This is a genomic window from Streptomyces sp. NPDC033177 (genome assembly GCF_055577715.1).
Genome location: NZ_JBVIPS010000011.1, coordinates 255,776 through 269,307, shown reverse-complemented (window position 1 = coordinate 269,307; position 13,532 = coordinate 255,776). Strand labels below are relative to the sequence as shown.

Annotated in this window: 10 protein-coding genes and 1 pseudogene; 5 read left to right on the top strand and 6 right to left on the bottom strand. The window is 70.3% G+C overall.

Annotated elements, in window-relative coordinates; genetic code table 11:
* Positions 1–100 precede the first annotated feature (100 nt).
* On the bottom strand, positions 101–1,066 hold the full coding sequence (locus ACZ5U5_RS33965; RefSeq protein ID WP_469029427.1) for an LURP-one-related family protein: 966 nt from the start codon (positions 1,064–1,066) through the stop codon (positions 101–103).
* 113 nt (positions 1,067–1,179) lie between these two features.
* On the opposite strand from ACZ5U5_RS33965, the gene ACZ5U5_RS33960 reads away from it, so the two are divergent.
* Positions 1,180–1,602 (top strand): terpene synthase family protein, encoded by a 423-nt coding sequence (locus ACZ5U5_RS33960; protein WP_469029426.1) that lies wholly within the window; start codon positions 1,180–1,182, stop codon positions 1,600–1,602.
* Here ACZ5U5_RS33960 and ACZ5U5_RS33955 read toward each other — a convergent pair.
* The 3 genes and pseudogenes from ACZ5U5_RS33955 to helR form a co-directional block, all read right to left on the bottom strand.
* A pseudogene (locus ACZ5U5_RS33955) lies at positions 1,519–1,761 on the bottom strand (polyprenyl synthetase family protein); the annotation flags it as partial. The gene ACZ5U5_RS33960 and the pseudogene ACZ5U5_RS33955 sit on opposite strands and share 84 nt — an antisense overlap.
* A 143-nt stretch (positions 1,762–1,904) precedes the next feature.
* The gene (locus ACZ5U5_RS33950; protein ID WP_469029424.1) at positions 1,905–3,962 is read right to left on the bottom strand and encodes a phosphocholine-specific phospholipase C; all 2,058 of its coding nucleotides are present in this window, start codon (positions 3,960–3,962) and stop codon (positions 1,905–1,907) included.
* Positions 3,963–4,163: 201 nt separating this feature from the next.
* Positions 4,164–6,329: an RNA polymerase recycling motor ATPase HelR gene (gene helR / locus ACZ5U5_RS33945; protein WP_469029422.1), complete on the bottom strand. Its 2,166-nt coding sequence runs from the start codon at positions 6,327–6,329 to the stop codon at positions 4,164–4,166.
* A 214-nt stretch (positions 6,330–6,543) separates the two neighbouring features.
* Here helR and ACZ5U5_RS33940 point away from each other — a divergent pair, with 214 nt between their 5' ends.
* Both ACZ5U5_RS33940 and ACZ5U5_RS33935 read left to right on the top strand, forming a co-directional pair.
* Positions 6,544–7,728 carry a serine hydrolase domain-containing protein gene (locus ACZ5U5_RS33940; protein ID WP_469029421.1) on the top strand — a complete coding sequence of 395 codons (1,185 nt, stop codon included), beginning with the start codon at positions 6,544–6,546 and terminating at the stop codon, positions 7,726–7,728.
* A gap of 52 nt (positions 7,729–7,780) precedes the next feature.
* A complete protein-coding gene (locus tag ACZ5U5_RS33935; RefSeq protein ID WP_469029418.1) occupies positions 7,781–8,503 on the top strand; it encodes a TetR/AcrR family transcriptional regulator in 723 nt (240 codons plus the stop codon).
* On the opposite strand, the gene ACZ5U5_RS33930 is transcribed toward ACZ5U5_RS33935, so the two are convergent.
* Complete coding sequence (locus ACZ5U5_RS33930) at positions 8,500–11,100, bottom strand: glycoside hydrolase family 3 protein (protein WP_469029416.1); 2,601 nt, start codon at positions 11,098–11,100, stop codon at positions 8,500–8,502. The genes ACZ5U5_RS33935 and ACZ5U5_RS33930 overlap by 4 nt on opposite strands.
* A gap of 353 nt (positions 11,101–11,453) precedes the next feature.
* Between ACZ5U5_RS33930 and ACZ5U5_RS33925 the strand changes: the two genes are divergently transcribed.
* Both ACZ5U5_RS33925 and ACZ5U5_RS33920 read left to right on the top strand, forming a co-directional pair.
* Positions 11,454–12,386: an NADP-dependent oxidoreductase gene (locus tag ACZ5U5_RS33925; RefSeq protein WP_469029413.1), complete on the top strand. Its 933-nt coding sequence runs from the start codon at positions 11,454–11,456 to the stop codon at positions 12,384–12,386.
* Between the two features lie 195 nt (positions 12,387–12,581).
* A complete protein-coding gene (locus ACZ5U5_RS33920; protein WP_469029411.1) occupies positions 12,582–13,100 on the top strand; it encodes an FBP domain-containing protein in 519 nt (172 codons plus the stop codon).
* A 21-nt stretch (positions 13,101–13,121) separates the two neighbouring features.
* On the opposite strand, the gene ACZ5U5_RS33915 is transcribed toward ACZ5U5_RS33920, so the two are convergent.
* Complete coding sequence (locus ACZ5U5_RS33915) at positions 13,122–13,511, bottom strand: (2Fe-2S) ferredoxin domain-containing protein (protein WP_469029409.1); 390 nt, start codon at positions 13,509–13,511, stop codon at positions 13,122–13,124.
* Positions 13,512–13,532: the final 21 nt, after the last annotated feature.

Genomic DNA, 13,532 nt, shown 5'->3' with positions numbered 1-13,532 from the left:
TGCAATCGGGCATTCCGTGGGGGCGGGGGAGCCGAGCTTTTTTGTGGTCTTCCCCCCCCCCCCCCCCCCCCCCCCAACACCGTTTCCGTGAGGAACAACCTCACCCGAAGCCGCGCGAGTCCTGCTTCAGGGCCGTGTCCACCGTCAGAGCCGTCGCCACGACGAGGCTCAGGAGCGGCTCGGGCAGCTGGTAGTGGATCTGCAGGACGTAGTTGTCCGCAGTCGTGAACATCGTCTTGGCGAGGCCTTCCCAGGTCTTGGTGATCCGGGCGACCTCGTTGTCCGCGTGATCGACGATCGAGAAGTTCCAGGCGCGCCAGTTCTCGGCCTTGATCGCGCCGACCTGCTGACCGTTCGCCATGATCGCGAAGTTGATCTTCCCGATCATGTTCTGCTGGACGATCTCACCGATCGGCCGGCCGTCGGCGCCCTCGACGATGACCCGCGACTTCATGAACTTGCGAGGGCGGGTCAGGTTCAGCACCGGCTGACCGTACGCGTCACGGATCTCGAGCTTGTGCGTCATGAACTGGTCGATGCTGGAGACGAAGCGCGCGACCTTCTTCAGCGTGCTCTGACCGACCTGCACGACCGAGCCGAGCGTGTTCCCCGCCTGGTCCATCACGCTGTACTCGTTCGTCAGCTCGATGAGCTTGGCCTTCTGGTTCACGACCAGGACCGGCTCGGTGAAGAGGGAGCCGCCGCCCTGCGACGTGGGCGTGACGCCCGCCTGCTGCTGAACCTGCCGCTGCACCTTGGCCGGGTCGACCTGCGGGGCCCCCTGCTGGGGGTGGCCGTAGGGGGCCTGCTGCTGGGCCGCCTGCTGACCGAACTGCCCTTGCTGCTGGCCGTACGCGGCCTGCGCCTGCTGCTGCGGGGCCGAGTGAGCCTGCTGCTGCGGGACCTGCTGAGGCTGCGCCTGCTGGGCCTGCGCCTGCTGACCGTCGGCCTGCTGGCCCGGGTTGGTGTGCTGGGTCCACTGGGAACCGTCCCACCAGCGCAGCAGCTGGGGCGCGCCCTGGGGGTCCGGATACCAGCCTGCAGGAGTGTTCGATTGCGTGGTCACCCGGGCACACTACCCCGCGAACGGAGGCGCTTCGCCAGCCCCTCGTGCCCCCCTGTGACACCTGACGCACCGGTCCGGCCGGCGACCGGTTCATCGGCGCCCCGCAGGACATCATGCGCCGTTTCCGCTCCTTCGCCCCGCCCACGCAGGTCCACTGGTTCGTGCAGGCTCACTGCGCCTGGCTGGCGGGCGTGTCCTGGCAGATCGGCAATCAGGCGGCGGGCCGCATGCCGGGCCTCGACGAATTCCTGGCGATGCGGATGCTGTCGGCGGGCGGCCACCCCACCCTCGCGCTCCTCGAACTGGCCACCGGCGCCGAGGTGCCCGACCGCGAGATGCAGCGCCCGGCGGTACGGGCGCTGACCGAGATGGCGATGATGGTGGCCTCGCTGGGAGCGGCCCCAGATGCCGAGCAGGTCGTCGGCGCACTGGAAGGCGACGCCGAGGCGGCGGCCGAACTCGCGCAGGCCACTCACCCGTTCGGCGTCGGCGCCCGCCAGCACCCCGCCCAGGGCACAGGCGCAGCCCATCAGTGAGCCGGTCTTCCCCTCCGCCATGGCCAGGTACTGGGCCACCGACACCGTGGACGCCTCTTCGAAGGCCACGTCGAGGCTCTGGCCCTCGACCAGTTCGAGCAGGGCTCGGACGAGTTCTCGCACCGCGGCCGTCGCGACGTGTGACGGCGCGTCGGTCACGACGCGCCTCGCCGCCACGAGGTGCGCGTCGCCGGTGAGCAAGCCCGCCACCCTCCGCGCGGTTCCGGGGAGAGCGTCCACCGCCGCCCCCACCTGCGAGGACGGCGGTCATCACGTCGCGGCACCTGGGCCGTTCGAATGCGTCAGGCGGCGATGATCGCCGGGTCGCTGATGCCTGCCTGGCCGTTCTCCACGTGACCTGAGAGGCGCCGCAGGAACGTGGTGTCCGTGTCGGACTTCACCGTCACGTCGTACCAGCGCTTGCTCGCCCGCAGGTCGACGGTGTGCTCGACGGTGGTGCCCGCCTTCACCTTGAACGTCTGGGCGGCGCCGCCGTAGGCGTTGGAGACGCTGAGGTTCACGTCGGCGGTGCCCGCGTTCTTCAGCGTCAGCTTGAGGTTGCCGGTGGCCTTGTCGTGGCGGGCGGTCACCTCGGGGCCCGCGGTCTTGCCGGGGCCCTTGAAGACGCGCAGGAAGCCGTTAGGCCCGAACACCGACAGGTCGTACGCGCCCTTCGAGTACGCCGTGTTCCAGGTGTCGGAGATCTTCTTGCCCGCCTCCGTGGTGTACGTCCAGGGCCCGTCCGTACGGTTGTTGGAGCGGACGTGGAAGCAGACGCCGGCCGCGTCGCCACCACTGAAGGTGAGCGTGAACTTGCCGTCGGCGGGCGAAGCGGCTCCGTCCACCAGGGGTGCGTACGGCAGCGGGCGTGCGGGCCGGGAGCCGGTCTCCTGCTTGGGCAGGTTCGCCTTCGCGGGAGCCTTGGGCACGTAGTCGGGGTGGCGCTCCTTGTCCGGCGGCTCGTAGGCGTCGGTGTCCGGCAGCGTCGCGGGGTCGGTGTCCTTGCCCGCGAAGTCGAAGGCGGAGGTCAGGTCGCCGCAGATGGCGCGCCGCCACGGCGAGATGTTCGGCTCGCGCACGCCGAAGCGCTTCTCCATGAACCGGATGATCGACGTGTGGTCGAAGACCTCGGAGTTCACGAAGCCGCCGGTGCTCCACGGCGAGACGACGACCATCGGGACGCGCTGGCCGAGGCCGTAGTGTCCGGCGGCGTACTGCGCGTCGCCCGGGAAGTAGTCGAGGGCCGTGTCGACGGTGGATTTGCCCTGGTCGGCGTCCTTGGGGGCGTACGGCGGGACGACGTGGTCGAAGTAGCCGTCGTTCTCGTCGTACGTGATGAACAGCGCCGTCTTCGCCCACACGGCGGGGTTGGAGGTGAGCGCGTCCAGGACCTGCGCGATGTACCAGGCGCCGAAGTTCACGGGCCAGTTGGGGTGTTCGGTGAATGCCTCGGGCGCGGCGATGTAGGAGACCTGCGGCAGCCTGTCGGCCTGCACGTCGGCCTTCAGGATGTCGAAGTAGCCGTCGCCCGCCTTCACGTTCGTGCCGGTGCGCGCCTTGTCGTAGAGGGGGTCGCCGGGCTTGGCGTTGCGGTACTTGTTGAAGTAGAGCAGCGAGTTGTCGCCGTAGTTCCCGCGGTAGGCATCGTCTATCCAGCCCCAGTGCCCGGCCTTGTCCAGGCCGTCGCCGATGTCCTGGTAGACCTTCCAGGAGACCCCGGCCTGCTCCAGGCGCTCGGCGTACGTCGTCCAGTCGTAGCCCAGTTCCTGGTTGCCGAGTACCGGGCCGCCGCCCTTGCCGTCGTTGCCGACGTGGCCCGTCAGCATGTAGTAGCGGTTGGGGTCGGTGGCGCCCATGAACGAACAGTGGTAGTCGTCGCAGACGGTGAACGCGTCGGCGAGGGCGTAGTGGAACGGGATGTCGTCGCGCGTCAGATATGCCATCGTCCGCTCGGACTTGGCGGCGATCCAGTTGTCGTACTTGCCGTTGCCGAAGGCGCTGTGGCCACCGGCCCAGTCGTGGTCGAGGCCCGCGATGAACTGCATGCCGAGGTCTTCGGCGTCCGGGTGGAAGGGCAGCACTTCCTTGCCGCCGCCCGACTGGTTCCAGACGGGTTTGCCGCTGGGCAGGGTCACGGGGCGCGGGTCGCCGAAGCCGCGTACGCCCTTCATCGTGCCGAAGTAGTGGTCGAACGAACGGTTCTCCTGCATCAGGACGATGACGTGCTCGACGTCCTCGATGGAGCCGGAGCGGCGCTGTGCGGGCAGAGAGGCGGCGCGGGCGATGCTCTGCGAGAGCGACGCGAAGGCCGCGGTGCCTCCGGCGAGTTGCATGAAACGGCGCCGATTGAGTTCTGGCATGTGTGGATTCGACCTCGTGATGTGGGGTGTGGGGGGCGTGAGCGGGTGCAGTGTGTCAAGGGGAGCAAGGATCAGGGAAGGGGCCATGACCTGGATGTGAAGAGAAGTCCAACCCTTGGTGGGAAGGACACAAGGCCTGCCCCTATGGACACGAAGTTCCTTGTCTGACACATGTGCCCGACATGCCCGACAACGGCCCGGTCAGCTCGTGAGGACGACGAGCTGCTGGGTCGCCCGGGTCATCGCGACATAGCGGTCGACCGCGCCTTCGACGCCCTCGCCGAAGTGGTCCGGGTCGACGAGGACGACCAGGTCGAACTCGAGTCCCTTCGCGAGCTCCGGGGTCAACGACCGGACGCGGGACGTCTCTTGGAAGGCGGGGTCTCCGATGACACAGGCGACCCCGTCGGCGTGGGCGGCGAGCCAGCCGTCGAGGACCTTGTCCAGCTCCGTCACCGGACCGTGCACCACGGGGATGCCGCTGCTGCGGACGGAGGTCGGCACGTTGGCGTCCGGGAGCGCGGCCCGGATGACCGGCTCGGCCTCCGTCATGACCTCTTCCGGCGTCCGGTAGTTGACGCTCAGGGAGGCCACCTCGATCCGGTCGAGCCCGATCCGCTCGAGGCGCTCCTGCCACGACTCCGTGAAGCCGTGCCTGGCCTGCGCGCGGTCGCCGACGATGGTGAAGCTCCGGGACGGGCAGCGCAGCAGCAGCATCTGCCACTCCGCGTCCGTCAGCTCCTGGGCCTCGTCCACGACGACGTGCGCGAACGGTCCCGCGAGGTGGTCCGGGTCGGCGGGCGGCAGTTCGGACTCGTCGACCAGGCTGACCTGGGCGTCCTGGCCACGCAACATCGTCACCAGACCCTCGCCGTCGTCACCGTCGGCGCCGGAGGCGGACGCGGCGTCGATCAGGTTGTCGACGACCTGCGCCATCTGCTCGCGCTGGGCGGCGAGGATCGCCTCCTGCCGACGCTTCTGCCGGGCCGCCTCCGGGTCGCCGAGCCGCTGGCGTGCCGCGTCGAGGAGCGGCAGGTCGGAGACCGTCCAGGCCTGGGGCGCCGCCTTGCGCATCAGCGTGCGCACCTCGTCCCGGTCGAGCCAGGGGGCGCACATCCGCAGGTAGGCGGAGTTCGACCACAGGTCCCCGACGACATCGGCAGCTTCGAGCAGCGGCCACGCCTGGTGCAGGGTGGTGACCAGCTCCTCGTCGTGCCGCAGCGACCGCTCGAAGAGCTCGCCGGGTACGTCGCCGCCGACCTTGTCGAGGAGGATCGCGACGAGCTCCTCCCAGATCTGCTCACGCGCCTCGTTGTGCGGTGTGCCGCGGCCCGCCGCGTCGAACGCCTCCGCCCAGTCGTCGGCGCTCAGCCGGACGTCGGCCCAGTCGGTCGAGACCGTCATCCCCTTGGTGGGCGGTTCCTCGTAGAACCTGACGGCCTTCTCGATCGCCTTCACCATGTCCGCGGACGACTTCAGGCGGGCCACCTCCGGGTCGCTCTCGGCCTGTGCCGTGGCCCCTTCGGTGACCAGGTCCTGCAGGATGCAGGTCTGCACGCCCTCCTCGCCGAGGCTGGGCAGGACGTCGGCGACGTAGTTCAGGTAGGGCCGGTGCGGACCGACGAAGAGCACGCCTCCCCGGCTGTGCCCGAGACGCGGGTCGGCGTAGAGGAGATAGGCGGAACGGTGCAGGGCGACGACGGTCTTGCCCGTGCCCGGCCCGCCGTCGACGACGAGAGCGCCGCGGGAGCCCGCCCGGATGATGGCGTCCTGGTCGGACTGGATGGTGGCGAGCACATCGCGCATCCGCGACGAGCGGTTGCTGCCCAGACTGGCGATGAAGGCGGACTGGTCGTCGAGCGCCGCGTGCCCTTCGAGCCCGTCGGCGGTGAACACCTCGTCCCAGTAGTCGCTGATCCGGCCGTCGGTCCAGCGGTATCTGCGGCGGCTCGCCAGACCCATCGGATCGGCGTGGGTCGCCGCGAAGAACGGCTCGGCCGCGGGCGCGCGCCAGTCGAGCAGCAGTCGGCGCCCCTCGCTGTCGGTGAGGCCGAGCCTGCCGATGTAGACGGGCTCGGGGTCGTCCGCGGTCACGATGTGCCCGAGGCACAGGTCGAGGCCGAAGCGGCTCAGGGTGCGCAGGCGGCCGGACAGGCGGTGGATCTCCAGGTCCCGGTCCATCGCCTCACGGCCGATGCCGCCGGGCGCCCTGCGCTGGTCGTCGAGACGTCCGGAGACCTCGGCGACGGTCTGCTCGAGGGTCTGTGCGACGGACGCGAAGTGCTGCTCGTCCCGGGCGATCAGCGCCGGGGCGGCCTTGGCGGCGAGGCGGGCAGGAAGGTCGAACGCGGACAGCAGCGCAGGCACTTAAAGAGTCTCCCGTTTTCGCAGGTCGTGGGCTTAGGCCTGCGATTGTGCGGGACGACCGGGGCCTTGCCGCAAGCCCCCCACTGCGCTATAAATTAAGAGTGGCAAGGAGTGGGAACACCTCCTTGCCTTCTTTTTTTGCCTCGCTTGCGTTCTTCTTTGTCCCGTACGTGTCTTCCTGCCGGGCCGGCGCCTCCAGCGATCGAGGAGAGTCATGACCGCACGCATCCATGGAACCGTAGCCCCGGGATTCGAGGGTGTACGCGAGGAGTTCGAGCGCAACTTCGCCGAGCGCGGCGATCTCGGGGCCTCCGTCGCGGCGACGGTGGACGGTGAGTTCGTCGTCGATCTGTGGGGCGGGGACGCGGACAAGACGGGCACGCGCGCGTGGGAGCACGATGCGCTCGTGAACGTGTACTCCACGACCAAGGGGATGACCGCGCTGTGCGCACATCTGCTGGCCGACCGGGGTGAGCTCGACCTGGACGCGCCCGTCGCTCACTACTGGCCGGAGTTCGCCCAGGAGGGCAAGGCCGACATCCCGGTGCGCTGGCTCCTGAGCCACCGCTCCGGGGTGATCGCGCCGCGTGAGCCGATGACGCCGGACGACCTCTACGACTGGGAGAAGGTGTGCGGGGCGCTGGCCGCGACACCGCCGTGGTGGAAGCCGGGTTCGGCGCAGGGGTACCACGCGCTGAGCTTCGGCTATCTGGTCGGTGAGGTGGTCCGGCGCATCACCGGGGTCTCGCTCGGCACGTTCCTGCGCAGCGAGGTCACGGGGCCGCTGGGCGCCGATGTGTACGTGGGCCTTCCGGAGAGCGAGCACGGCCGGTGCGCGAACATGGTGAGGCCGCTCGCCTCGGACGGCCCGCGCAGCGCGCTCGGCTCCGCCCCTCCGCCCGCGCCACCGGTGGCCTCGATCGACGCCCACCCGATGGCCGTCGTCACGCTCGCCCTGCAGTACCTGCCCGTCGGCAACGTGAACGGTGCGGCCTACCGCTGCGCCGAGATCCCCGCGGCCAACGGTCACGCGTCCGCGCGGGGGCTCGCGACGGTGTACGCGGCGCTGGGCGGCGGCGAGCTGCTGAGTTCCGCGGCGCTCGAGCGGGCCCGGACGCGGCAGGGCGATCCCGACGAGCCGGACCTGGTGCTCGCGGCGGGCACGGCGTGGGGCGAGAAGTGGGACTGGGGGCTCGGCTACATGCTGAACCGGTACGGGCAGGCGGGGCCCAATCCACGGGCCTTGGGGCACGGGGGTGCGGGCGGTTCCTACGCGTTCGCCGATCCCGAGAACCGGGTCTCGTACGCGTACGTGATGAACCGGATGGGCGGCGGGACCTCCGGGGAGGATCTGCGGAGCGTGCATCTGGTGGGGGCGCTGTACCGCGGGCTGAAGTAGGGCCCGGAGGTAGGCGGTGGGGTGACGAGGGTGAGGAACGTAATCTGCCCCCATGGAGCAGCGCACCCCCCGCCACCGCCCGTCAGGGCAGTACGCCGCCGCCGATTCCCGCAGGGCGGCCATCATCGACGCGGCTCTCGCGCTCTTCGCCAAGGCCGGCTATCTGAACTCGTCGCTGGCGAAGATCGCCGAGGAAGCGGGCACCTCCGCCACCGTCATCACCCATCACTTCGGGTCGAAGCAGCGCCTCCTGATGGCGGTGCTCGAGGCCCGCGAGGAGCGCACGGTCCGTACGTTCGGGCGGCTCGGGCCTGACTCCAGCCCTGACTCCAGCCCTGGCTCCAGCCCTGGCTCCGACCCTGGCTCCGGCGGCGACGACGTGCGCGCGCTGTTCCGGGAGGTGCTCGCGCTGGCCGCGTACAACCTCACCCAGCCGGGGCTCATCGAGCTCTACACCAGGCTGTCGGCGGAGGCGGGCGACCCCTCGCATCCGGCGCACGCCTACTTCACCGCGCGGTACGAACGCGTCGCGCACTATCTCGCTTCGGTGCTGCAACGTGCCGTCGAATCAGGGCAGTTGAAGTCCGGGATCGACCCGGAGAGCATCGCGCGGGAGATCCTCGCCGTGTCCGACGGGCTCCAGGTGCAGTGGGCCATCGCCGAAGGGCGCCTGGATTTCGTCGGGTTGTACCGGGCACACCTGGACCGGCTCATCCAAGCCCTGGCCGTGGACGGCAAGGGACTTGGTGAGCCGGCTGCCCCCGCCGCTCCCTAGCGGGCCACCCCCGTCAGCCGTATGTCGCGGGACGACGACCCGACGTACACCGCGCGCCGCCCCTCGGGACGCATCCATCGACCGCGGTCCGTGTCCCAGTACGACAGTTGCCGCTCGGCGATCCGCACCCTGACCCGGCGCGACTCCCCCGCGCGCAGCTCGACGCGGTCGAAGGCGGCCAATGTCTTCACGGCCATCTCGACGGCGGCGCCGCGTGGCGCGCCCACGTACACCTGCGGTACCTCCGCGCCCGAGCGCCGCCCCCGGTTCGTCACCGTGAACGACACCTCGTACCCCTCGCCCGCCCTGCGCACGGACAGGCCGCGGTAGCCGAACTCCGTGTAGGACAGGCCGTGTCCGAAGGGGAAGAGCGGCTCGATGTCCGCCTTGTCGAAGCCGCGGTAGCCGGTGAAGATCCCCTCGCTGTACGTGACCACCCCGTCGACGCCGTAGTACCGCTCCGGGTGGGCCGGGTCCAGGGTGGGGTGGTCCGTGTCCCTCTTCGGCCAGGTCACCGTGGCCTTGCCGCCCGGGTTCGCGCGGCCGGTGAGCAGGTCGGCGGTGGACCAGCCGCCCTCCTGGCCGACGTAACCGGTGTGCAGGATCGTGCCGACCTCGCGGCGCCAGGGCATCGTCGCCGGGCAGCCGGTGGTGAGAACGACGACCGTACGCGGGTTGGCCCTGGCGACGGCCGTGATCAGCTCGTCCTGGTGGGCGGGGAGCGTGAGCGTGGTGAAGTCGCCGCTGCCGCCCACAGAGCCGCCCGAGCCGTTGAAGGCGAAGACGACCGGGGTGTGGACGCGCCGGGCCAGCCGCGCCGCGGCGGCGATCGAAGCGGTGCGCTGCTGGGGCGTCACCCAGGCCAACCGCACCTGGACCGGACCCCGTTCGGCGATGGTCGCCGCCCAGCCGGTGGCTTTGACGACGACCTGGTAGGACTTGCCTCCGGTGAGCTCGACCGGATCCGCCTGGCCGTTGTCGAGGCCGTCCGTCGTCGGGACGATCGAGGACCACTTGCGCGCGAAGCTGTCGCGGGCGCCCGCCGCGGTCGTCAGCTCCTTGCCGTCGAGGCTGAGCGAGACGGCCGCGCCCCAGCCCTGGATCTTGAGCGCGTACTCGCCGGTGGTGGGCGGCACGAAGGAGCCGGTCCACTCGGCCGTCGTGCCGATCGGGAGCGCCTTGTCGCCGACGAAGTCGACCGTCTTGTCGGTCCTGTTCGTGCCGCTGCCCTTCCGCGTCAGGCCCCTCGGGAAGGCGGACGCGGGGACGGCCGTGCCCGTGAGGTCGACGCCGACCTCGTAGGCGATCTTCCGCTTGGTGCTGCGGCGCAGCGCGTCGAGGGGGCTGATCAGGCGCTCCTCGAAGCCGTACGCGCGCTCGCCCGAGACCGATGTGGCGACCTGGCCCGCGGTCGGGCCGATGAGGGCGAGGTCGCGCAACGCGGAGTGGGACAGCGGGAGTCCGCCGTCGTTGGCGAGCAACACCGCGCCCTGCGTGGCGACTTCGCGGGCGACGCGGGCACCGGCCCTGACATCGATGTGTCTGCGGGCGGGTACGCGGCTGCCGTCGAGCATGCCGAAGGCGTCGTACTGGCCGAGGATGCGGGAGACTGCGGTGTCAAGGGCGGCCTCGGGGACGGAACCGTCCTTGATCGCCTTCTTCAGCGGCTCCCCGTAGAACGAGCCGTCCCACATCTGCATGTCCTGGCCCGCTTCGAGCGCGGCCGTGGAGTGGGTGGCGCCCCAGTCGGATGTGACGAAGCCCTTGAAGCCGAGTTCGCCGCGGAGGATGTCGGTGAGGGCGGTGCGCTGCTCCGAGTTCCACTTGCCGTTGAGGTGGTTGTACGCGGACATGACCGAGGCGACTCCGGCGTGGACGACGGCCTCGAAGGCGGGCAGATACAGCTCGTGCAGGGTGCGGTCGTCGACGACGAAGTCGTAGCTGTTCTCCGGCTTCTCGCGGTCGAACTCGTGCAGGCGTTGGTTGTTGGCGAGGAAGTGCTTGGCCTGGGCGAGCATGCCCTGCGCCTGGACCCCCTCGACCTGGGCGGCGCCGATCAGCCCGTTGAGGTAGGGGTCCTCGCCGGACTGGTCCTTGTTGCGGCTGAAGAAGGGTGTACGGGAGAGCTCGATCTGCGGGGCGAGCAGGACGTCCATGTCGAGGGTGCGGCCCTCGCGGCCCATGACCTCGCCGTACTCGCGGGCGAGTTCGAGGTTGAAGGAGCAGCCGAGTGTGGCGACCGGCGGGAGGCCGGTCGCGGACTTCGTGACGTTCACGCCTGCGGGGCCGTCGCTCAGGCGCAACTCCGGTATGCCGAGGCGCTTGACGCCCGGAAGGTATCCGGCCTGACCCAGCCTGCGCGGGTCGGTCGCGCCGTGGACGAGGCTGATCTTCTCGTCGAGGGTGAGGCGGGCGATGAGCCCCCGGACGCGGCGCGTGGCGGCGGCCGCGCCCGGGGAGGCGGGAGCTTGCGTTCCTGCGGCGGCTGCGGTGGCGGGCGTCGCCGCGGCGAGCGGGCCGGCGGCGGCCACGAACGCGAAGGCGGCTGCGGTGCCGCCCAGTTGCTTCATGAGTTCACGACGTGTGGTGGCAGGCATGGCGAAATGGCCTCCGAACGCGGCTCTTGGGCATGCCGAACTGGGTCGGCGACGCCAAGAGCTGAATGCGTCACCCGCGCCAGTGCGGTGTTGTGGGGCCTGAGTCTTGATTGGTTGAACGCTTAAGGTCAATGCTCGCGTCGGCAAAACTTTGGGGGCCGTTCAGTTTTCCGGGGTGGGGGCGCACACCGGCCGTGGGTCGGCCTCTCATTGCGGCCTTGCTGCGGACTCGTGAACGCCGAGGCGTACGGGGAATAGCGGGGCGGGCGTGGTGGTCGTCCTAGGTGTTCCGTCCCGGGAGATCGTGGACGGGGCTCAGGACTCGGGATTCACGGCTCGAAGCGAGGGAGCACATGTCCAAGGCGTACGTATTCACGCGGTTCGGCGGCCCTGAAGTGGAGGCCTTTGTCGAGCAGGACCCACCGGAGCCCGGTCCGGGGCAACTCCTGGTCGCGGTGCGGGCGGCTGGGGTCAACCCGGTCGACTGGAAGCTGCGCGCAGGCAAACGGAGGCCGGGGGCGCCGCCCGTGGAGTTCCCCGAGGTGCTGGGGAGCGAGGTCGCGGGCGTGGTCGAAGCGGTCGGTTCGGGAGTCGAAGGTTTCGCGGTCGGCGACGCGGTCTTCGGCAACCCGGACACCGGCGGCTACGCCGAGCGCACCCTCCTGCCCGCCTCGCTCGCCGCGCACAAGCCGGAGGGCCTGACGTTCGCGGAAGCCGCCGCGCTGCCGGTCGCGGTGGCAACGGCGTACGACGGGCTGCACCAGCTGAATCTGCCCGCCGGGGCCACCTTGCTGATCACCGGGGTCGGCGGCGGGGTGGGCGTGGCCGCGGCGCAGTTGGCGAGGCACCTCGGCATCCAGGTCGTGGGCACGGCGAGCGCGGGCAAGAAGGACTTCGTCGAGGCACTGGGTGCGGTGCATGTGCCGCCGGGTCCCGATCTGGCGGAACGCGTTCGGGCAGCCGCGCCGGACGGGCGCGTCGACGCGATCTTCGACCTGGTGGGCGGCGAGGATCTCGTGGCGGTGGCGTCCCTGCTCCCGCTCGCTGACCGCGAGGGAAAGCTGATCACGGCTGCGGCCAAGGAGACGGTCGGGGAGCTGGGCGGGGCAGCGGTCGTGCGGGCACGGACCAGCGAGGTCCTGGACGAGGTGGCGCAGCTCGCCGTCGATGGGGTACTGCGCCCACAGGTGACGGCGACGTACCCACTGGACCAGGCCGGCGAAGCACTTCGGGCGGTGGAGTCTGGGCATGCGCGGGGCAAGGTCGTGATCGAGGTGGGGACGTGAGGGGGCTGGCCTCGCGGCCTTGAGCGGGGCCGGGGCCGGGGCTTCTGATTGTCTTCCGCGGCCCCCGGTGGCGCTTTGGCTCTGGAGAGTCGTGAGCCGTGCTTCAGAACTTTCGCTCCGGGGTTCCGCTAGCCGTGTTCCGGGTGGGAGAAAAGGGGAGGACGGGGCGGCGCCCTCGTTGATACGTTTCGGATCATGGAACCTATCGGCGAGAAAGAGATTCGCGCGGCCTTCGTCAACTGCTCCAAGGGCGAGGCCCGCAGACTCACGCTCCCCGCGGGCTTTCAGGAGACCCCCTGGTCCGACCTGGACTTCCTCGGGTGGCGGGACCCCAAGGCCCCGGACCGGGGCTACATCGTGACCGAGCGGGACGGCGAGTACATCGGCATCGCGCTGCGCGCCTCGACCGGCGCGCGCAAGAGCCTTCTCAGGTCCAGCATCTGCTCCGTCTGCGTGACCCCGCAGTCCGGTTCAGGGATCACGCTGCTCGTGGCACCCCTCTCCGGCCCCGCGGGCCGCCAGGGCAACTCGGTCGGCATCTACATCTGCGCCGACCTCGCCTGCTCCCTCTACGTACGCGGGAAGAAGACCTCGGCCCTCGCCCGCCGCTTCGAGGAGACCCTCAGCCTGGAGGAGCAGAACGCCCGCACCGTGGCGAACCTGCACGGCTTCGTCGACAAGGTGCTGGAGGGGACGACGGCTACGGCGGCCTGAGCCCCTGCCCTCCCCCGCCCCTCACGATTGCCTCGGGTCCACCACCTGCAGAGTCAGCGCCGCCGACGGTGCCGCGACCCCCGGTCCGCCCGCCTCCGCCCACGCGATTATCTCGTCGATCGAGTCGTCGTCCATGGCGAAGCCGATCCAGACGGCCCGGCCACCGCGCCTGCGCCCCTCCCGCGAAGGCTGTACGACGACGATGTTCGCCTGCCCGCAGGGTCCGAGGCATTCGCTCGTACGCACCGCGAACCGCCCCGCCGACTCCGCGGCGGCGGCCCGCATCCGCGCCAACTGCCAGTCGTGGTCCGTTCCGGGATGCTTCCGCGAGTTGCCGCAGCAGCAGCCCCGGCACACGACCAGCGTGCAGGGGCGGGCGGCGGCGGATCCGATGGAGATGACGGGGCTCATCCAATGATCATCTCAGCCCGG